A 20,446-nucleotide genomic window follows, 5' to 3' on the forward strand; every position below is an offset into this window, starting at 1 on the left:
TAAACACAAAACGCCATGTATTAACATGGCGTTTTGTGTTTAAGGCAAATTAATTTTAATTGCCAAACAGAACCGGCATACCACTGGCTGTATACCAGCTCAGCTGTTGGTAATAATTAAAGTTAACGTCACCCGGAAAAGGAATATAGCAGCTTAGTCCTGAAAACTTTTGAATATTTGTACCGAGAAACTCAGGCGTTGCAGATTTATAAAGTACAGTTTTGTTAAGTTGTCCCTTTATCTCATCAAGTTGATTAGTGCTGAAGTTATGATCTAGAAAATCGGTAAAATCATAATTTGGAACCGGAAATCCCGACGTGTAATCCAGTCGTTGAACACCTGAAGATATCAACCTATCGCCACTTTTTTTGTAGTTTTTAAATAATTTATTTGCCTGCGCGGCCAAGGTTTCCAGTTCACTGCTCTTTACTAACACTACACTTGCCGATCTTCTTTCATCTGTATAAGAATTGTAATAGTCAAAATAAGCTTTTGCCAACGTTGAAAGCTGTTCTGCAGAATTAAATAATAATGGGGTAATTGTTTGGTACGGATAACTCTCTGCCAGTGTTTCGGTGGGCGAGGCTATGAGGTACTTGGCTTTATCTTTAAATTCATACAACACCTCAACAGAACCCATCGAACATGCATCAAAAATTATATACTCGAAGTTGTTTGGTAAGGCGTTCTTAAGTGCCTTAATATCCATTTCAGTGCCGTTATCACTTCCAAACGACCTCACACTTACTTTGTTGTTTGCAGGTGCCCATGATGTTGCATGCGACCATAGTACCAGTCCATAACTTTGGGCAGGATATTGACTTTGCGTATATTCAATGACAGCTTTAAGCCGGCTCGGGTCAGATGGCTTATCACCTGTAAAAACCTTTATCGTATCACTTACAATTCTATTGCCATCGTTGTCAAACTTTATTTTTAGCAGGTAAGATGTTGCGCTTTCAGTTTTAATGTATACCAGCAGATTACCATTTAGGGTCGCCGCACCACGCTCCATCATATTGATGCTATTTAAAGCATCATACTTCAGGTTGTTGTTAGCTTCCATGTAAACAAGTACTGTCTTGTTACTTATGGTTGATTGAACGGTTTCATCATTCTTTTTGCAGCTAAAAAATATAGCAACAAGTAAACAGGTCCGAAAGGTCCGTATAGTACCTGCTATTAATTTAAAAGAATTGACCACTTTAAGATTTTAATCAGCAAAATTAAGTTTTGTTTAAAATTTAAATGTTATCAAATTATTAAATGTAGTAAGTGCGTATTTCACTCGTTGATCTTCAGTTGTATAGTTAAACAGCTTCATTTGGCTGAACTTCTTTAACCGGAAACAGCCCTCTCTAATACGCTATGTGGCTTTTAGGGCTTAACAAATATTTATTGAACCGTTAACAGTTAGCCTATATTTGTACTGTTACTTTGCAGTCCTACTTAAAATATTATTTGTTTTCATAAAAATAAACATGTGAGTTAGACACTCAAAATAAAGCTATAACACTCAATTGAATTATTCTAATTAATATATATGCGTTCAAAATTTCTACGAATCTCTGCCCTCGCGGTGCTCATTCTTTTTGTAATTGCTTGTCGTAAAGACAGGCCTAACATGGATATTCCTACCGCAAGCACCGAAGTTAAATTCTCATCAATTATTAGTGGTCAAATACGAACCAAAGCCGTTAATGATACCTGGGAAACTAACGATGCCATTGGTGTTTACATGAAAACCGGTAATGGTTTAAGCAATATCCTGTCGGCAAACAAGTCATATACCACCGCTGGTAACGGCAATTTTAATGCATCATCTGCAGATCAGACCTTGTACTATCCTGAAAATGGCAGTAATGTTGATTTCATTGCTTATTATCCTTACAAACAAAACTTAAACGGTAACATGTACCCGGTTGATGTTGCTAATCAAACTAGCCAGGGAGCAATTGACCTGATGTACGCCAACAATGCTACAGGGTTAAATAAGGTGAGCACCAACGCTCAACTAACATTTACGCATCAGCTTTCTAAAATTGAAATGGTTGTGAAAAATGGCGTAGGCGTACCCAGTTTAGAGAATATCAAAGTAAATATAAACGGTTTAAAAACGGCTGCCAATTTTGATTTGGCAACCGGTGCAATAAGTGGACAAGCCAACGTTGCCGACATACAAGCGAAAACCAGCGTACGCAACAATTTAACCGTAGCCGAAGCGGTATTGCTACCAACTACTGATGAAAACCCTGCTAAGGTGGTATTCATCATTGGGTCAAAAAGCTACAGCTGGACAATGCCAGCCGGAACAAAGTTTGAGCAGGGAAAAAAATACAACTACGAAATTGAATTAGTGGGTGAGGGTGGTAATAGCGGCATCGCGGCTACGCTTAATGCAACTATTACCAATTGGATAGATGTACCGTCTGGAACGTATTCATTGAACAAGGAGGTAATTACAACCAATCCGCCATCAATTTCAGGTTATATGGAAACGCCGGTTATTACAACGGATGATAACATGATGTACGTATTCCATAAATCACCAAATAACGATAAGGTAAGAAATTACGCCATGCTGTATGATAAACGTTATAAAATGGCTTATTGGGTGGCATATCCATTGCACTCATCTTACGTTGGCGGCTCAGGCCGTACCGATGCCTGGCAATTTGACCCCTCAATTCCTCAAAATTCACAGGTTGATTTAAGCAGCTCTTTTGGTAACGGTTATGATAGGGGACACCAAATACCAAGCGGCGACCGCACGTCGACAAGGGAACTAAACCAAACAACCTTTTACTACAGCAACATGACTGCGCAGGTATCATCAATGAACCAGGGAATATGGAACAATCTTGAGCAGCAGGTAAGAAGCTGGATGGCAAAAGGTGATACTATGTACGTTGTTACCGGTGCAGCAATAAAAACTGCAAGTGACGCCACAATAACTTATATAAAAGGCTCAGCCATTCCAAAATATTACTACAAAGCGCTGGCACTAAAAAAAGGTGATGCTTACTACACTATTGGCTTTAAAATCAACAACCAGGTAATGCCAACCGGTGTAACGTATAATAACTACCGCATAAATGTAAGCGATTTGGAAAAGGAAACCGGCTTTACATTTTTTCCTAAGCTGACCGCAGCTAATAAAACTACTATTGATAATACCATTTGGAATTAAAACTCTACAACAAACAAATAATGAAAATTCAAAACATCCTTGTAGCTACATCAATGTCGCTGCTTGTATTAGGTAGCTCTTGTAAGAAAGACAAGAACAACAAGCCTGAGGTTACTGACCCTAGAGCGTTAAGCGCCGTTAAATTCACGTCATCAATAAACGGCCAGATTAAAACTAAAGCTGTGGGCGATAAGTGGGAGGCTAACGATGCCATTGGCGTTTACATGAAAACAGGCACAGGTTTAAGCAATATTTTGGCTGCAAATAAATCATATGCAACCAATGGTGATGGCGCTTTTGCTGCTTCAGCTACAGATCAAACCATTTATTATCCTGAAAATGGCGCAGTAGACTTTATTGCATATTACCCTTACAAAACCTCGTTAACAGGAACTAACTATCCGGTTGACGTAGCTGTACAAAATAATCAAAGTGCTATCGATCTTTTATATTCAGCCAACGCAACCGGACTAAGCAAAACAAGCACAACTGCAAATCTTGTATTTACACATCAATTGTCAAAAATTGAATTTACGGTTAAAAATGGTGCAGGCGTAGCTGATTTAAATGGTTTAACAGTAAGTTTAGGCGGACAAAACACCAAAGCTGATTTCGATTTAGCTACCGGCACTTTAGCAAACCAATCGGCAACTGCCGATATAAGCGCTAAAACTACAGCACAAAATGCAACGGTATTGGCTGAGGCTATTGTGCTTCCATTGGTTGATGCAAGCGGTAAAGTTGTAATCTTCAGTCTTCCTGCTGGTCAATTTAAATTAACGCTACCTGCAGCAACCAAGTTTGAAGCAGGTAAGAAATATACTTACGAAATTGAATTGAAAAATGAAACTTCTACAAACCCTAATCCTGTAGCTGTAGCATTATCGGCTTCAATAACTAACTGGACTACTGTACCTGGCGGTTCATACACTGTTGGTCAAGACCCCGTTACTAATCCACAACCAGGTACTGAAACCGTTTTATACACTGAGAACTTTGGTACTGGCGACATTGCATCAACGGCACGCCCTAAGATTGCTGCTTACACCGAATGGAAAAACACGAGCTGGACCTTCAGCGATCCATTTGCTGCTGCAGACCTGCGCACAATCAGTACACTGCCTGGCGACAGACACATTTGGCTGCCTGCTGCAAAAGACGCTGTGCTCAAAATAGATGGTGTTAAAATAAGTGGTTTTACGAAAATTAAATTGAAGTATGATTTAGCTCCTAACGCTTCATCATCAAGCTCTGTAAGCGATGTGAATGTAATAGCAGTTAAGGTTAACGGTAATGCTGTTACTGTTCCAAGCCGTCAGTTGACTAATGCTGATAACAATAAATTTGTAACTGTTGAATTAAGCAACATCGCCGTTAAAGACAATAATACAATTGAATTTATAGGTGGCGCAAGCAACAACCTTGGTATGCGTTTAGACAATGTAACCGTTATAGGTGTTAACTAATTAATCACCTCTTTAAATAAAACGTCCTGCTTAAATTAAGCAGGACGTTTTATTTATATGGCAACTTTGATGTTGTCTATTATTCGTTATTACAGTTCTTGCAAATGCCGTTTACTGAAAGATTTAAGCTTTGTATATTGAACCCTTCCGGTGCATCTACATTGGGTAATATGTAACTATGCATGCAGTATACTTTGTGACAGTTGGTGCAGTTAAAATGTATATGCTCATCATGATGTTGGTGTTCGGTACAAGCGGTTGAGCACATAGCGTAGTTAGCCGTACCATTTAAGTCAATTACCTTGTGTAATATTCCTTTTTCTTCAAAGGTATTTAATATGCGGTAAAGCGTTACTCTATCAATGCCGGTGCCTATCAGTTTTTCCAAAACAGGCTGCGACACGGCAGCACCATAACCGGCAATTACTGCCAGAACTTCCAGCCTGGCGTTTGTAACTTTCAAATGGTGATTGCGCAATAAATTTGCAAAGTTTTCTTCCGTTGAAACCATTGACTTCAAAGTTAGGATTTTGAACGCTTAAAGGCATCAACTGCATCAGTGATTTAACTATATTACACCTATGTGTTATTATATTAACGTACAATACACTATCATTTGGGATGAAGCAAATTAAATAGATATAACCTGGTCAAATCTTTGTTAAAGGATACTCTCAGTCGTGCGCTCTGGTTTTGCATAGGCAAGCTTGTCTAACAGCACAGTTTTAAAGTAGGCGTCAAGGCCAGAACCGGCTGCGCTGCCGGCAGTAATATGATCAACATCGCCGTTAGCTTGTATAACATCATCATTGGCAATTATGAGCTCAATTCGTCCTATAACTATAGTGGTACCATTTAGCTTAACGTCAATCATTTCCTGTAATCTCAAACCAATTTTAAGTGACGATTGCCTTACAAAGGGCGATTTAAAGCCTTCTTGATAGTACTTATCAAAGCCGCACTTATTAAACTCTGATACACCAGATTCATAGCTCGCACTGGTTTGATGCGCCTGCTTGTAAAAATCGCACATTACATTGCTAAGGGTATACTCGCCCGTCATCTTGATGTTCTTTAAAGTGTCATTGTGCGGCCGTTCAGGACGAATCACCATGCCTAAAAGCGGAGGGTTGGAACCCATATGGAATACAGAACTTACAATGCAAAGATTTGTATGATTGTCACGGTCTACTGTACCCAATAAGTTTAGTGGTTTGTAACCCGTAATGCTATTCATTAATGCTGTACGGTAAGCCTTCTCCATACCGTCAATTTCGTGCGCCTTTATAACCTTCATATCAAAACGTTTTAAGCGCGCCCATACCACCGTCAACTGCCAAAACCTGCCCAGTTACCCAACCAGAGTTATCTGACAGCAAGAATTCAATAGCACTGCTAATGTCATTAGGGGTGCCGTATCTTCCAAGTGGGTGTCTTTTAGCCGATGCTTCTTTTTTCTCGTTAGTGCTTAATAAGTTGGCTGCTAGTGGCGTATCTGTAAGTGAAGGAGCAACAACGTTAACACGTATTTGCTGTGCAGCTACTTCGGCAGCCAGCGCTACTGCAAAACCTTCAAGACCTGCTTTGGCTGTTGATATACTAGTATGAAAGGGCATACCGGTATTTGCTGCAACCGAGCTCACAAACACAACTGAAGCACCCGCGGCGGATTTCAGAGCCGGCAGTGCATCGCGTGTCAAATTAATCGCACCCAAGGTATTTACACGGAAGTCGTTTAAGAAATCATCGCCACTTAAGCGGCTAAACGGTTTAAGGTTGATGCTTCCGGCGCAGTATACAAAGCCGTGTAATTGCTGAGGTAGAAATCCGGCAATTCCGTCAAGGCTTTGAGTTACATCTGCCTCCAGAAAATTTACCCCTTCAGGCCAGCCATCAGATGTCTTTCTGGCAATTGCGTAAATATTAGCGCCATGCTCACTAAGCGTGTTAATTAGTGTAGTGGCTATAGCCGACGTAGCGCCCGCAATAAAGTAGTTTTTACCGTTTAAATTCATGCTTGTTAATGTATTACATTTGAAAGGAGCTTGATTAAAAGGCCGCATGAGTGTAAACGGAACGCTAATCAAACCGATATGCTTAACAAGTTTTCAGCCGGTATGTTTATTTGACTAAGTATTCGCTTAAATCTTTGCGTTGTATTGGTATTGGATACACATTCCAGAGCATTGAAACGTTTGACATCCTTATATAGGTTTGGAGCATATAGTTTATCGTGGTATATTGTTGAGCGAAATGACTGCCATATACTGCAGGCATTTCTACTTTCAACATACCGCGTTTTTATGCTTCAAATAACTCCCGAGTGGCTTAAAGGTACTGAGGTGCTCAATCAGGTACCCGACCATCAATTGCAATGGCTTATTGATAACAGCCGCCATTATATTTTAAATGATGGTGAATACCTTTTTGAGCGCGACAAGCCCATCACGGGTACACATTTTATTATATATGGTAAAGTAAGGTTGTACTTTACACAAGGCGGCGTTAGGCGCGAAATGGCAACCGTACGTGACAGGGCAATTACCGGTTATCTGCCATATTCACGCGGCAAAATATCTATGGATTTTGGTGATTCGGTTGGTGAAACTCAGGTAATGACCTTGCCGGTCGACCGGATAATGGATTTGATAAAGCAGCATTATGAACTTACTCAAGCCCTGGTTGGTGTAATGAGCAATCGCGTGCGCGAATCAACTGCTTTAATACAACAAAATGAAAAAATGATGGCATTAGGAAAGCTATCAGCTGGTTTAGCGCACGAATTGAATAACCCGGCAGCTTCCATTGTCCGTAACGCATCATCACTGATGAAGCATTTGGAAAACCAGCCCGAAACTTTTGCCAAGCTAATTGCTGTAGACCTGGATGAAAACAAAGTTGCAACCATCAAAAAGAAAGTTGCTTACATCCTGGAGAATAAAAGTGACATCAAGCTAACGCTCCGCGAAAGAAATAATCTGGAAGATGAAATTGCCGATTGGTTTGATGATCATGATATTGAAAACGGTTATGATATGGCTCAAACCTTTGTTGAAAAAGGTTTTAAAACTGAGCATTTAGACCCAATATATCAGTGCATGACACCTACGGCTGCATCACCCGTGTTTGCATGGATATACGATATTATGCTGTCAGCCAAAATGGTTGATGATATTCATCATGCCTCGCAGCGAATTGCCGATCTTATTACCTCAATTAAAACCTTCACCCACATGGACCGCGGTGCCGATAGGCAGTATGCCAGGGTTGATGTTGGTATACGCAATACCCTAAAGATGTTGGGCCATAAAATTAAGGCAGGCAGCGTAACCGTTACTGAAGACTATGATGATGAACTGCCCGAAATTAAAATGCTGGTAGGGGAGCTTAACCAGGTGTGGACCAACCTCATTGACAATGCACTTGATGCAATGGAGGTTAACGGCAAAGGTAACCTCAAAATTAAAACCCGCCGCGACCGTGAATTTGCTGAGATAGTTATCACGGATGATGGCCCGGGCATTCCAGATGATGTAAAGAACCGCGTTTTTGATCCTTTTTTTACCACTAAACAAATGGGGAAAGGGACCGGAATGGGTTTAGAAGTTGTGCAACGCATTGTTAAAACGCAGCATCAGGGTTCGGTAAAAGTGAATAGCAAACCGGGCCAAACAGAGTTTATTGTTTGCATTCCAATTAACCCTGCGTAATAGCTAAAGCGCACTTTAACAATCAAATTAAACATGCTTTTATAATACATTAACCGTTCTTTTAGATGTTTCACATTTAACGGAATTTGTATTTTTACCAAAAAGAAAAGTAATGAGCCGCCCTATCATATTTGCTATTGATGATGATTCGCAGGTGCTACGCGCACTCAACCGCGACCTGCGTTCGCAGTATGGCAAAGAATATAAAATAATGACAACCGAATCGGCCAATGAGGCGTTAGAAACCCTTGTTGAAATGAAAAATGCCGGCGATGTAATTGCGCTATTTATAAGTGACCAGCGTATGCCCGAAATGCCCGGTGTTGATTTCTTGCAAAAGGCTGTAAAAATTTATCCGGATGCAAAAAGGGTTTTGCTTACGGCATATTCAGACACCGACGCAGCTATAAAGGCCATTAACGATGTACAGCTTGATTACTACTTAATGAAGCCCTGGGATCCGCCTGAAGAGAAACTGTATCCTGTAATTAATGACTTGCTTAACGATTGGCATACGCATTACATACCTGCATTTAAGGGAATTAAGTTAATTGGGTTCCAGTTTTCGCCGCAGTCACACATTATTAAAGATTACCTGGGCAGCAACCTTATTCCTTATAAATGGCTTGATATTGAGCGCAACGAGGAAGCAAAAACATTATTTAACGCTAATAATCTGTGCAACGACCAGTTGCCGACTGTGATTTATGAAGATGGTACGTTTCAGTCAAAACCATCAATAACAGATATAGCACAAAAATTAGGTATAAGCGCACAGGTGAGTAATGAAATTTACGATGTTGTAATTATAGGTGCTGGTCCGGCCGGGCTGGCGGCATCTGTTTACGGAGCATCTGAAGGTTTACGTACCCTTTTAATTGAACGCAAAGCACCAGGCGGACAAGCCGGTTCCAGCTCACGCATCGAGAACTACCTCGGTTTTCCATCAGGCTTAAGCGGATCTGACTTAACGCACCGTGCCATAACACAAGCCAGGCGTTTAGGTGCCGAATTTTTATCACCTCACTCCGTACAGGATATTCAGGAGCGCGACGGCTACAAATACATCATTCTGGATAACGGTTCAGAAATCATCAGCAGATCAATTGTCATAACAACCGGTGTTGATTACCGTAAGCTGGAAGTTAAAGGCATTGATCAATTTACGGGTGCAGGTGTTTATTATGGTGCAGCCGTAACTGAAGCATCGGCCTGTAAAGACAAGCAGGTTTACATTATTGGTGGAGGCAATTCGGCCGGGCAAGCTGCAATGTACTTGTCTAAATTTGCGAAAAACGTTTTTATCGTAATAAGACGGGAAGATTTAACGGCAACCATGTCGGCCTATCTTATCGAACAAATTGCCGATACACCGAATATTAAAGTTGTGCCATTTACCGAAGTGATTGAAGCACGTGGGGAAAATAGCTTACAGGAATTAGCCCTTAGTAACATCAATACAAAAGAAACTACCGATGTTGAGGCCAGCGCACTATACATCTTTATAGGTGCCAAGCCTTACACCGAATGGGTTCAAATGGGTATTATAAAAAGCAAAGGATTTATTGAAACCGGGCGCGACTTGACAGGGTATGATGATTTTGGAAAGCAATGGAAACTCAAGCGCGATCCGTTCTTACTGGAAACCAGTTGTCCGGGTATATTTGCAGCCGGTGATGTACGTGCAGGCGCTATGAACAGGGTAGCGTCGGCCGTTGGTGAAGGATCGATGGCGATAAGCTTTGTTCACAAATATTTGGCCGAGGTATAGAACCAAAAAGTACGACAAACAAAAAGGGTGATGTTTATTCAAACATCACCCTTTTTGTTATAAGCTTTTTAATTAATCAATATCAAGCTTGCCCTCAATAGAGTCGTCAAGTGTTTTTCCTAATACGGCTCCGGCCGCCTGCTTAATGAAAGCTATAGCGTTACCATGTTTGTTATCCCAATAGTAACCTTCAGTTGGCTCAACTTTGATAACGGTTATACGTGGGTCGTCTTCACCTTCGGTAAACCAGGTTTTTAATATCGGCTCCCACAATTCTTTAATTTTTTCTTTGTCTTTACTTATTTCAGCAATGCCGTAAATATTCAAAAAGTCTGAGTGAGCCGAACCCTGGAACAATAAATGCACAAACGGATCATGGCTTAACTCTTCATTTTTATGGCTATCATCAGCACTTAAAAACCAAAAATTTCCATCATCATCTATTTTTTGCACCGCCATAGGGCGTGTAGAAAACGGAACTCCAGTTTTGATATTAGAGCAGAAAAAACAGCTGGCGGCTTTTTCGGCAAGTTCTTTAATTTTTTGCTTAGCCTCGTCGCCCTGTAGGTTTTTAAAATTATCTTCGGGCTGATTTTGATTTATACTATCCATGTTTTATAGGTATTTAGTGAATGCCCATAAATAACGGTTGCGCTTGTGTTTTGTTTAAAAAGTTAATAAACCAAAGTTTGAGTTAACTACGGTCACTTTAAGCTTAAAGAAGAAAGGTGTTTTTAAGAAGCGAGTTCAACTTTTTTCCATGGATATTGCTCAGCGTGGCTAATTACCATGTTACGCATATAATCATTTGAAGGATATGGGGTAAGGTAATTTTTAAGCTGCGCCAGGTTGCTTGCTTCCATATAATGAGAAATATAGCCCATACCATATAACCGACCATCTTCAATTAAAATACAGCTATGTTCGTCATCTTTGCGGCCCTCATCACGTATAGCAAATGTTGGTAAAGCTTCTTTTAGTCCCTCAATTGCCTTTTGTATTTTTTGATTATACAATTCGGTGCTTTCATGGCCGGTGCAGGCGCATTGGAGCGAGTTGACACCGGTACATGCATCAGTATTAGTTTGCACCATGCAAAGCTTAGGGCAAAGCTCATAAGCCTCAATCAATTTGGCAAGTAAGGCCCTGCCGGTAATTAATGAGCTGCATGTATGCACCGGCGATGAGTATTTACGTCGCTTATCAACTACCAGCCGCAGGTAACCGCGTTGGTCTTCATAAGTGTATAAACCAAAATTAAAATCCAGCTGCTTTTGCGAACGGTTAAACTTGGGCCACAGCCGTTTAATTTCAACAGCCTCGGTAAGCAATGCCATAAGTTCGGTACCGCATTCCTGAAAGCTGATTTGATGTATATGCCGCATAAACTCCTGCCTTTGTGCTCCGGAATTATTGCCTGCAAAATGACTGGCTACACGTTTTTTTATGTTCACGGCTTTGCCCACATACACAACCTTACCCTTGTTATCATGAAAGTAGTAAACGCCGGGCGTAGGGGGGAGCTGATCAATAAACCTGCGGTTCAAATTGGGTGGCAAAACCTGTTCTTTCGACCGTTGCTTTAAAGCATCGGTTATGTGATTGTGTACATCGCTGTTCAGTAGCAAAGTAAACAATTCGGCCGTTGCTTCGGCATCACCGGCTGCACGGTGCCTTGCTGAGTTGCTTATACCAATTTGATGACACAGTTTGCCAAGACTGTAAGAGTTCATTCCCGGTAAAATTTTGCGACTAAGCCGCACTGTGCAAAGCTTATTACACTGCAAATCAAAACCGGCAAGGTTTAAGTGGTACTTTACAAACGAATGGTCAAAGTTAACGTTGTGTGCTACAAAAATATTTCCTTGCAGCAAGCCGTAAACTTCATGTGCAACCTGTTTAAACGGCGGTGCAGTACTTACCATTTCGTTAGTAATCCCGGTAAGTGCCTGTATATAAACAGGAATATCAACACCGGGATTTACCAGCGTTTCATAACGCTTTACCACCTCATGGCCATCATGAATACATATGGCAATTTCGGTTATGCCATTTGCGCTGGCATGTCCTCCGGTGGTCTCAATATCTACAATGGCGTACATTAGGGTAACAAAAATAAGCATTTAATTGTAATGCTAAAATTGTTAGTTTAAATTAGATGAAAAAAATTTTACTCAGACAGGCTATGAAGTTTTTCAAGATTCCTGGGAAAATTTGGGAGTTTATGAGTTGTTAATGTTGATGAATAAGGTATATCAAGATTCGGGTGCGTTTACATTACTGCTACAAATTGCATGAAATATTCATTCTGAAAAACGCTCACTTGTGTTTTGGCGTTGAAAAAACTGTTCGTCTTATACTTGTGCTTACTTTTACTGTTTATTTTAAACGTCGAATTTTTTTGACGTTCGTCGACTAAACGTTTTAAGTCGCTGTGGCCAATTTTGCCTTGAGCAACTTCAAAGGCCAGCTCAATCATATCATCTTCTGTATCGAGGCGTATTAGCTCTTTGATTTGATCCCAGGTAACCAAATGACAAAAACCTACAATCAATTTTATATTGCTGAACTTAGATCCAAACAGCTGCATGTGCTGGAATTCTTGCTGATTAAACAAATTTGTAAACAATGATTGATATTTAGTTACCCTTTGTTGCTGTTCTTCATCATATACTTGTTGAGTCACAGTTGTACTAAAATCGTGTGTATGGCCGGTGGTGTCAATTACGGTTACTTCTTTTACAACTATCAACCTTTCGTCAGTTTTTTCAAACGATGCAGCCCGATCAATCTCACTCAAGCTTGCAGGCGTAAGTTTTCTTCCTGTTTCCCAAAACAAGAGATTGAGTTTTTCATTCAGGCTCCTATTAAGGCGAATTTTCAAACTATCTATATCATGCGTAATGCGAATAAGTAAATCTTCATCATGATAATTGTCCAAATTTATAACCGGATATTCCTCAATGCGAAGTAACGGCTCAAAAAATGATAGCAAAGGATTTTTAAACGGTAAAAACAGCGGCTTCCAGTCGCGTTGATATTTCATCATCCATAACGGTAAAAATTTTTCTTCGGGTGAGCCGTGACTCAAGCTTTTCTGCAAAGCAAGCTTTAGGTTTTTTTTACCCCAAAAATTTTCATCGTTTTCATATTGCTTTGATTTAATGGCACTGGCTAACTCCTCAACCGTTAAGCGGTGCTTCTGGGTAAGCCTTACATAAAACAACCATAACGCGTCGTCATCAAAAGGCAATAATAGTACAATATGTTCCCAGGTTACGAAGTAATGAAGATCAAAAAGTTTTGGGTTTGCGGACATCCTTTTTGCAAATGCTGACATCCGTAGTAAGTTTTCCTTACTAAAATACGGGCCATACTTTGGCTCTAACTGCTCCGCAAGATCATTTAAAATTAAATTATCCTGTAAATACAAGGCCTCCCTTGAGCAATGCTCATTATACCAAGTACCTATCGTTTTGAAACTGAATAGTAATGAGCTGTTCAACATTTGAGTAATCGAATCCAAATCGTTTTCAATACTCATGCTTAGGCTAATTTTAAGTTGGTTATTCACTGTGACGGGTTGCATAGATGCGGTTGAACCTAAAATTAGTAATACAATTGAAAATTGAGAAATTTTTATTGCTATCTCGCTTTAATCCAACCTGTGTTAGCGTCATCACTAACCAGGTAATAGTTGCCAAAAGAACCTTTTACATCAACTTGCTTGCCGGCTTCAATTACACTTTTGCGAGCGGCATTTACAGTGTCAGGCGCATCCAACAAAGCAGCCCGCTGTTTGATGGTTAGTTTACGAAGTGATGATGCCGATGTAACGTTTTTACTGATTATATAGCCAACTGTACCATCAGGCAGGGTAGCTTTGTACCAGCCGCCGGTGGCGGCTTCAACACTCACTACAGTGCTTACAGGTAATGTTAATCTTGATACTGATTGATCATCTGGTTCAACAAACAACCGTGTGTTTTTAGCTGTGGTGCGGGCTGTAGCGTTAAGTAGAGTAAGGGAGGCTGACACAGGCTTTGCGTTTTGCACGTTGCGATTCACAAACGGAAACGGATCAATTGCGCCACCTCCGGTGTAAATTCCAAAATGTAAGTGCGAGGGAGTGTTACGGGCATTGCCTGTATTGCCAACTAAGCCAAGCGTGTCGCCTGTACGCACGGACTGTCCGCTTTGTACTAGTTGCTTGTCAAGGTGTGCGTAATACAAAGTATAGTCGCGATTGGCCGGACGCATAAATACTACTAAACCACCCAAATTATTTTCGGTAACGTTAGTAACTAAGCCATCGGCTGCTGCAATTGCCGGTGTTAATTTTTTAGCAAAAATATCTACTCCTTCGTGCTTACGTCCGCCGTTGTCGCGGCCGTCGCCCCAAAAGCTCCCTATATTAGGTTTGCCTGTATTTGACACCGGGAATTCAAGTGATGGGCCACTGGTAATAGTCAACGTATATTCGCCGCTACGTAATAATTCGGGCTGCAAGCGAAACAAATACTTTCCGTCCGACTTTATTTCATAATCAAGCACCAGTCCAACGGTATCTGCCGATGCCAGCCATTTTATTTTACCGTCAGCTTGTTGCTGTAATATGTCCATATAAATGTCAAAGCTCTCAGCAGGCTTTTTTTCTAGCACTACATGTAGCTTTTGGCCCCTGCGCGCATCAAACCTAAAAGCTGTTGATGGAACCTTTTCGGCCGAAAAGTAACCGGTTTCTTTATACGGAATTTTGATATTTAATGCGTTACTTAAACTGATATCAGCGGCTTTTAGCCACTTGCTGCCCATTGCTGTGCCATCTAACTTCGCATCCTTAAGCCGTTGTGCATAAGCTTCGTGTGGTGTTAGTTTATTAAAAATTGCTAAAGGCCCTTTGTTGCTGCAAGATGTAAAAAGAGCTAAAGCAATTAAAAACAGCAGATATTTATTACAGTTCATAATGGTGGCTTACCATCATAAAACTATGGCTGCAGGTAAAAGTTTTAAGGTGAAATCAGCCAGGCCAAACAGCCCTTATCATGCGGTCTTTGCCGGCAAGATCTTTACGTAGTTCAATATCTATAAACCCTTTTGTTGCGAGCATGTCAACCGTATCAGGGCCATAGCTTTCGTTTATTTCAAAAAACAAGTAACCATTTTCAACCAAATGGATTACGGCAAAATTCGCAATAGCAATATAAAATAAAAGCGGATCTGAATCAGGTACAAACAATGCGCTGTGCGGTTCAAAATCCAACACGTTTTTATGCATTTGCTGCTTATCTGTTGCGGTTACGTAAGGCGGATTGCTGATAATTACATTGTATTTGTGAGGGCTTTCAAAGCTTGGATTGATATCTAATATATCAGCTTCGATAAATGATACACTAGCATTATGTAGCTTTGCATTGGCATTAGCCACTTCTAAAGCCTTACGTGATATATCTATTGCAAGTAACTCATTATCATTATTAATTAACTTTAAAGAAATAGGTATGCAGCCGCTTCCAGTGCCAATATCCAGGATTTTTTGATGGCTTTGATTGCCAATTGTTTTAATTACCCAATCAACAAGTTCCTCTGTCTCCGGCCTTGGGATAAGCACCGATGAATTTACTTTAAATTGATTTCCGTAGAAGTAAGCGTAGCCTAAAACGTACTGCACCGGCATTCCTGTCTTAATGCTTTCTAGCTGCGTTAATAGTCGCTCACTTTGAACTACATTTAGCTCCCTTTCAGGAAAAGCTTTAAGCTGTGCCCTGTTCAGTCCAGTTAATTCCTCAATTAATAACGATGCTATAGACTCTATTTCAGTTACGTCATATAACTGCGTGAGTTGATCTTTAAACACATCAAATGCATCTTTAACCGTTTTCATGCAACAAATAAACATAAAAGCTACTTTTGTGCGATGGATTTCCATGAAATTTATATGCAGCGCTGCTTAGAACTGGCAGCTTTAGGAATCGGAAAAGTTAGCCCTAATCCAATAGTTGGGGCGGTTATTGTTCATGATAACCGTATCATAGGCGAAGGTTACCATCAACAATATGGTAAGGCGCACGCCGAGGTAAATGCTATTAATAATGTAATTGAAAACTTTAGTAATTCAAGTTCATTATTGAGTAAATCAACAATATATGTTTCACTTGAACCATGTGCTCATTACGGAAAAACACCACCATGTGCTGATTTAATTATTAAACACCACATTCCTAATGTAGTTATCGGTTGCCGCGATCCGTTTGCCCAGGTTGATGGAAAGGGTATTGAAAAATTACAGCAGGCGGGAATTAATGTTGTTATGGGCGTACTTGAACAACAATGTATTGATTTAAACCAGAGATTTTTCACCCGGGTTCAAAAACAACGACCATATATCATACTCAAATGGGCGCAAACATCTAATGGCTACTTTGCTCCGGCCGATGGCACCCAGCAATGGATAACCGGTGCCGAGTCAAAAAAACTGGTGCACAAATGGCGTTCTGAGGAAGATGCAATACTCGTAGGAAAGAATACAGCACGGACAGATAATCCCCAACTTAACACACGTTTATGGCCGGGCAAATCGCCTAAAAGGGTGGTGATTGACCGTAATCTCGAATTGAATAAAGAGTTGTTTTTATTTGACAATACGGTTGAAACTATTGTTTTCAACGCCATAAAGACCGAGTTTGATAACAAGGTGAAGTACATAGCGCTTGAGGATTTTGACAGATTTGTTCCGCAGTACATTATGTTTCAACTGTACCTGCAGGATATTCAATCGGTAATTATTGAGGGCGGAGCGCATACGTTAAACAGTTTTATTAACGAAAACTTATGGGACGAAGCCCGTATATTTACCGGCAAATCTGTGCTGACCAACGGCATCAAGGCTCCGGAGTGTTTTGGAAAACACGTCAGTAATGATATGGTAGGTGAAGATAACCTACAAATTATATTCAATCAATAGATCACTAAATGCTTTATATATTTCTTAGCGTTTGCTGCAGCGTAACGGTATCTATCTTACTTAAGTTAGCTCGTCGTTACCAAATTAACGTTGCTCAGGCTATTACCTGGAACTATTCAATTGCGGCATTGCTTACATGGATTTTTTTGAAGCCACAGCCCGATAGTATAACCCATCCGCCGCTAAACCTTTATTTGCTACTTGGCGTATTGCTTCCATTGATATTTTATGTAATGGCGGCCGCTATAAAAGGGGCGGGCATTGTACGAACAGATGTAGCTCAGCGCTTGTCTTTACTAATATCATTAGGTGCTGCATTTTTAATTTTTGGAGATAGCCTCTCCGTAGTTAAAGGCATAGGCATTTTAACCGGATTTGCAGCCATATTTTGTCTTATACCGTGGCAAACAAAGCACGTAGTATCGCAAAATAACAAAAATACCTGGCTGTATTTACTGGGCGTTTTTCTTGGCTTCGGGGTAATTGATATTTTGTTTAAGCAAATGGCACAAACCAAAACGGCGCCATACAGTGCTTCACTATTCATAGTTTACGTGGCTGCGTTTTTAGTTTCAGTGCTTGGCACTATTTATCAAATTACTTTTAAAAAGAAACGATTTTTATTCAGGCATATATTTTTTGGGTGGATACTTGGCGTATTTAACTTTGGCAATATTCTGTTCTATCTCAAAGCTCATCAAGCCCTGGCAAAAGATCCGTCAACCGTTTTTACTGCAATGAATATTGGCGTTATAACTGGCGGAACATTAATAGGCTTGTTAATTTTTAAAGAAAAATTAAGCACCCTTCACAAAGTTGGTGTGGGTCTTGCCGTAACAGCTATATTACTAATTGCTTACTCTTCATAACTGCGCCCATGCTGTTTAATGATACTTATTTAACGGTTAAACAACCGGCCGAGGCCATTTTTGCCGATCGCGGTAGCAAATTTATCGCCTTTGTTTACCCTATAAAATCAGAGGCCGATGTAAAGCCTTTGGTAAGTGCGCTTAAGGCTGTGCATACAAAGGCTAATCATCATTGTTGGGCAATGCGGTTAAGCCCCGACCGCTCTGTATTTAAAATAAATGATGATGGTGAACCATCAGGAACGGCAGGCAGGCCAATTTTAAACGTTTTGCTTTCAAAAGATGTAACCAATGTGCTGGTAGTGGTAGTGCGTTATTTTGGCGGTAAGCTGTTGGGTGTGCCCGGATTAATCAATGCTTATAAAACTGCTACCGAGATGGGCCTAAATGCGGCAGGTATTGCAGAGAATGTGATTAACGACGTTTACCAAATTGAGTTTGATTACCTGCAGATGAACGATGTAATGAAAATCATTAAGGAGGAAGGTTCAACTATAATAGAGCAAGAATCAGATAATCGTTGTATTTATAAGATTGCTGTAAGGAAAATGAAGGTCAATCAAACAATTGCACGTTTTCATAGTATTAATAAGGTTAAAGTTGATTACCTGCACAGCAATTAAAATAATATTTATTTAAACGAAAATTTTAATTGCAAATATGCGCACCAATACTTAACTTGGTTTACACATTTACATCCATCTAACCTAATAAAAAATCATGAACGCGCAACCAATCGGAATCTACCTCGAGGACGAGAGTAGGTTCGAATTCGATTTTGTGAAACATTTGCTAAAAATTAAATTTTTTAAAGAAACCCAGCCGGCGGGCACCATTGTTTCTCCGTTTCGCATGATAAAAAACGAAGAGACTTTTTACCTTCTTATTCATAATTATGACCGCATGGGCGAGCGCAAAATCATGATTGAGTCAATTAACCAAAATGAATTGGTTATCAATCATGACAATACCTCGTACAAACTACGTAAGGTGGCTTAAGCTTATTTAAAATATCCCTTTACGGGTGATTATTACCAAAGGGCAATGTGGAATGCATTGCCCTTTTTTGTGCCTTATTGCCTTGTTTTTTGTAACTTAGGCGTAAATGCAATCGTTCGAAATAGACAAGTCGGACCTGTTACGGGTTAAAGCAGCACTTGAAAGTGATGACAGTACATTACAAGAGGTTCTGCAACAATATCATAGCTCGGAGATTGCCATCATTTTTGAGAAGCTCGAACCCGAAGAGCGCGAAAGAATCATCAACATACTTCCAACGGTAGAGGCCTCGGGTGTAATTTCAGAAATGGATGAAGAGCATCATCCTGCCGAACTACTGGTAAGCCTCACGCCTGAAAAACGCTCGGAAATTGTTGAAGAACTTGACTATGACGATGCTACCGACCTTATTTCGCAGCTTGACGAAGAAGAACAAAAGGAGATACTTGATGAAATAGATCAGGAGGATGCCAGTAATATACGTGCGCTGTTAAGTTATGATGATGACACCGCCGGTGGTTTGATGAACACCGAGCTAATCAAAGTTAATATCAGCTACAGCAAGAATGAGGCGCTTGAGGAAATTATACAGCAATCAGAAGAAATGGAAGAGTTTTATACTCTTTATGCTGTTAATGACCATAATGAACTTATAGGCATCTTATCTATCAAAGACATCATCAAAGCAAAAAAACAGGTTAAGGTTGAGGAGCTGGTAAATAAAGAATTTGTTTATGTTAAGGCAGATCTTGACCAGGAAGAAGTTGCCAAGCTTATTTCTCAATATAATTTAACCAGTATACCCGTGGTGAATGACACTATGCAATTGCTTGGCCGCATTACGGTAGATGACATTATAGACGTACTACAGGAAGAAAATACAGAAGATATTTTAAAAATATCAGGTGTATCTGAAGATGAAGAGTTAGCCGGTGGCTGGCGCGATGCTGTGAAAAGCCGGTTACCTTGGCTTGTTATAAATTTGGCTACAGCATTTTTGGCTGCATCTGTTATAAGGGCTTATGATAATACGTTAGATAAGTTACCCATTATAAAAGCATATATTACCATTATTGCCGGTATGGGCGGTAATGCTGCCACCCAGGCTTTGGCTGTAACGGTAAGGCGTATCTCGTTAAGTAATCTTAACGACAGGCAGGCTTACGTTACTGTTAGTAAGGAGTTCTTGGTAGGCTTAACTAACGGAGCTGTTAACGGCATTATTGTAAGCATGGTTGCCGTGTGGTATGATGCAAACCCTTTGCTTGGCCTGGTATTATTCTTTGCCATGACCGGAAATGTTATTGTAGCGGCTCTTACAGGGGCTACGGTTCCTATGCTTTTAAAGCGTTTAGGTATTGACCCTGCTGTGGCATCATCAATTATTATAACCACATTTACCGATTGTATAGGATTTTTATTGCCTTTATGGTTGGCAACAAAGCTTTTATTATAAATTTGTCACTTTAAATTTCAA

At 40.2% G+C, this 20,446-nt stretch carries 18 protein-coding genes; 9 read left to right on the forward strand and 9 right to left on the reverse strand.

The window, feature by feature from the left end; all coding sequences use genetic code 11:
- Nucleotides 1–55 precede the first annotated feature (55 nt).
- Nucleotides 56–1,066, reverse strand: a complete 1,011-nt coding sequence (locus QZ407_RS06755; RefSeq protein ID WP_295769013.1) for a clostripain-related cysteine peptidase — start codon at nt 1,064–1,066, stop codon at nt 56–58.
- A gap of 477 nt (nt 1,067–1,543) precedes the next feature.
- Between QZ407_RS06755 and QZ407_RS06760 the strand changes: the two genes are divergently transcribed.
- Both QZ407_RS06760 and QZ407_RS06765 read left to right on the forward strand, forming a co-directional pair.
- Nucleotides 1,544–3,190 carry a fimbrillin family protein gene (locus QZ407_RS06760; RefSeq protein WP_295769016.1) on the forward strand — a complete coding sequence of 549 codons (1,647 nt, stop codon included), beginning with the start codon at nt 1,544–1,546 and terminating at the stop codon, nt 3,188–3,190.
- Nucleotides 3,191–3,210: 20 nt separating this feature from the next.
- Complete coding sequence (locus tag QZ407_RS06765; protein WP_295769018.1) at nt 3,211–4,656, forward strand: fimbrillin family protein; 1,446 nt, start codon at nt 3,211–3,213, stop codon at nt 4,654–4,656.
- 79 nt (nt 4,657–4,735) lie between these two features.
- On the opposite strand, the gene QZ407_RS06770 is transcribed toward QZ407_RS06765, so the two are convergent.
- From QZ407_RS06770 to QZ407_RS06780, 3 genes are all read right to left on the reverse strand, one after another.
- On the reverse strand, nt 4,736–5,119 hold the full coding sequence (locus QZ407_RS06770) for a transcriptional repressor (protein WP_295769021.1): 384 nt from the start codon (nt 5,117–5,119) through the stop codon (nt 4,736–4,738).
- A gap of 198 nt (nt 5,120–5,317) precedes the next feature.
- The gene (locus QZ407_RS06775; RefSeq protein ID WP_295769023.1) at nt 5,318–5,953 is read right to left on the reverse strand and encodes a flavin reductase; all 636 of its coding nucleotides are present in this window, start codon (nt 5,951–5,953) and stop codon (nt 5,318–5,320) included.
- 1 nt (nt 5,954) lies between these two features.
- Nucleotides 5,955–6,671, reverse strand: a complete 717-nt coding sequence (locus tag QZ407_RS06780; RefSeq protein ID WP_295769025.1) for an SDR family oxidoreductase — start codon at nt 6,669–6,671, stop codon at nt 5,955–5,957.
- 288 nt (nt 6,672–6,959) lie between these two features.
- On the opposite strand from QZ407_RS06780, the gene QZ407_RS06785 reads away from it, so the two are divergent.
- Entirely contained in the window at nt 6,960–8,366 is a 1,407-nt protein-coding gene (locus QZ407_RS06785) for an ATP-binding protein (RefSeq protein ID WP_295769027.1), read from the forward strand.
- 112 nt (nt 8,367–8,478) lie between these two features.
- A complete protein-coding gene (locus QZ407_RS06790) occupies nt 8,479–10,137 on the forward strand; it encodes a response regulator (protein WP_295769029.1) in 1,659 nt (552 codons plus the stop codon).
- Nucleotides 10,138–10,209: 72 nt separating this feature from the next.
- On the opposite strand, the gene QZ407_RS06795 is transcribed toward QZ407_RS06790, so the two are convergent.
- The 5 genes from QZ407_RS06795 to prmC form a co-directional block, all read right to left on the reverse strand.
- Complete coding sequence (locus tag QZ407_RS06795) at nt 10,210–10,749, reverse strand: pyridoxamine 5'-phosphate oxidase family protein (protein WP_295769031.1); 540 nt, start codon at nt 10,747–10,749, stop codon at nt 10,210–10,212.
- A gap of 122 nt (nt 10,750–10,871) precedes the next feature.
- Nucleotides 10,872–12,260 carry an exonuclease domain-containing protein gene (locus tag QZ407_RS06800; RefSeq protein WP_295769034.1) on the reverse strand — a complete coding sequence of 463 codons (1,389 nt, stop codon included), beginning with the start codon at nt 12,258–12,260 and terminating at the stop codon, nt 10,872–10,874.
- Between the two features lie 149 nt (nt 12,261–12,409).
- The gene (locus QZ407_RS06805) at nt 12,410–13,681 is read right to left on the reverse strand and encodes a DUF1016 N-terminal domain-containing protein (protein WP_295769036.1); all 1,272 of its coding nucleotides are present in this window, start codon (nt 13,679–13,681) and stop codon (nt 12,410–12,412) included.
- 101 nt (nt 13,682–13,782) lie between these two features.
- On the reverse strand, nt 13,783–15,102 hold the full coding sequence (locus QZ407_RS06810) for a M23 family metallopeptidase (RefSeq protein WP_295769037.1): 1,320 nt from the start codon (nt 15,100–15,102) through the stop codon (nt 13,783–13,785).
- A gap of 55 nt (nt 15,103–15,157) precedes the next feature.
- Entirely contained in the window at nt 15,158–16,021 is an 864-nt protein-coding gene (gene prmC, locus QZ407_RS06815) for a peptide chain release factor N(5)-glutamine methyltransferase (RefSeq protein WP_295769039.1), read from the reverse strand.
- 33 nt (nt 16,022–16,054) lie between these two features.
- Here prmC and ribD point away from each other — a divergent pair, with 33 nt between their 5' ends.
- The 5 genes from ribD to mgtE all read left to right on the forward strand — a co-directional run bounded on the left by ribD (nt 16,055) and on the right by mgtE (nt 20,425).
- Nucleotides 16,055–17,101 (forward strand): bifunctional diaminohydroxyphosphoribosylaminopyrimidine deaminase/5-amino-6-(5-phosphoribosylamino)uracil reductase RibD, encoded by a 1,047-nt coding sequence (ribD, locus tag QZ407_RS06820; RefSeq protein WP_295769042.1) that lies wholly within the window; start codon nt 16,055–16,057, stop codon nt 17,099–17,101.
- A gap of 8 nt (nt 17,102–17,109) precedes the next feature.
- Nucleotides 17,110–17,970: an EamA family transporter gene (locus tag QZ407_RS06825; RefSeq protein WP_295769045.1), complete on the forward strand. Its 861-nt coding sequence runs from the start codon at nt 17,110–17,112 to the stop codon at nt 17,968–17,970.
- An 8-nt stretch (nt 17,971–17,978) separates the two neighbouring features.
- On the forward strand, nt 17,979–18,593 hold the full coding sequence (locus QZ407_RS06830; RefSeq protein WP_295769047.1) for a YigZ family protein: 615 nt from the start codon (nt 17,979–17,981) through the stop codon (nt 18,591–18,593).
- 97 nt (nt 18,594–18,690) lie between these two features.
- Entirely contained in the window at nt 18,691–18,969 is a 279-nt protein-coding gene (locus QZ407_RS06835) for a hypothetical protein (protein ID WP_295769050.1), read from the forward strand.
- Nucleotides 18,970–19,075: 106 nt separating this feature from the next.
- On the forward strand, nt 19,076–20,425 hold the full coding sequence (mgtE, locus tag QZ407_RS06840; RefSeq protein WP_295769053.1) for a magnesium transporter: 1,350 nt from the start codon (nt 19,076–19,078) through the stop codon (nt 20,423–20,425).
- Nucleotides 20,426–20,446 lie beyond the last annotated feature (21 nt).

Origin of the sequence: uncultured Mucilaginibacter sp., from assembly GCF_913773635.1 — a bacterium.
Classification (GTDB): Bacteria; Bacteroidota; Bacteroidia; order Sphingobacteriales; family Sphingobacteriaceae; genus Mucilaginibacter.

Bases quoted from the DNA above. Each gene is read 5' to 3' on its own strand.
- QZ407_RS06755 (WP_295769013.1), bottom strand. From the start codon at position 1,066: ATGGAAGCTAACAACAACCTGAAGTATGATGCTTTAAATAGCATCAAT.
- QZ407_RS06760 (WP_295769016.1), top strand. From the start codon at position 1,544: ATGCGTTCAAAATTTCTACGAATCTCTGCCCTCGCGGTGCTCATTCTT.
- QZ407_RS06765 (WP_295769018.1), top strand. From the start codon at position 3,211: ATGAAAATTCAAAACATCCTTGTAGCTACATCAATGTCGCTGCTTGTA.
- QZ407_RS06775 (WP_295769023.1), bottom strand. From the start codon at position 5,953: ATGAAGGTTATAAAGGCGCACGAAATTGACGGTATGGAGAAGGCTTAC.
- QZ407_RS06780 (WP_295769025.1), bottom strand. From the start codon at position 6,671: ATGAATTTAAACGGTAAAAACTACTTTATTGCGGGCGCTACGTCGGCT.
- QZ407_RS06785 (WP_295769027.1), top strand. From the start codon at position 6,960: ATGCTTCAAATAACTCCCGAGTGGCTTAAAGGTACTGAGGTGCTCAAT.
- QZ407_RS06790 (WP_295769029.1), top strand. From the start codon at position 8,479: ATGAGCCGCCCTATCATATTTGCTATTGATGATGATTCGCAGGTGCTA.
- QZ407_RS06795 (WP_295769031.1), bottom strand. From the start codon at position 10,749: ATGGATAGTATAAATCAAAATCAGCCCGAAGATAATTTTAAAAACCTA.
- QZ407_RS06800 (WP_295769034.1), bottom strand. From the start codon at position 12,260: ATGCTTATTTTTGTTACCCTAATGTACGCCATTGTAGATATTGAGACC.
- QZ407_RS06805 (WP_295769036.1), bottom strand. From the start codon at position 13,681: ATGAGTATTGAAAACGATTTGGATTCGATTACTCAAATGTTGAACAGC.
- QZ407_RS06810 (WP_295769037.1), bottom strand. From the start codon at position 15,102: ATGAACTGTAATAAATATCTGCTGTTTTTAATTGCTTTAGCTCTTTTT.
- prmC (WP_295769039.1), bottom strand. From the start codon at position 16,021: ATGAAAACGGTTAAAGATGCATTTGATGTGTTTAAAGATCAACTCACG.
- ribD (WP_295769042.1), top strand. From the start codon at position 16,055: ATGGATTTCCATGAAATTTATATGCAGCGCTGCTTAGAACTGGCAGCT.
- QZ407_RS06825 (WP_295769045.1), top strand. From the start codon at position 17,110: ATGCTTTATATATTTCTTAGCGTTTGCTGCAGCGTAACGGTATCTATC.
- QZ407_RS06830 (WP_295769047.1), top strand. From the start codon at position 17,979: ATGCTGTTTAATGATACTTATTTAACGGTTAAACAACCGGCCGAGGCC.
- QZ407_RS06835 (WP_295769050.1), top strand. From the start codon at position 18,691: ATGAACGCGCAACCAATCGGAATCTACCTCGAGGACGAGAGTAGGTTC.
- mgtE (WP_295769053.1), top strand. From the start codon at position 19,076: ATGCAATCGTTCGAAATAGACAAGTCGGACCTGTTACGGGTTAAAGCA.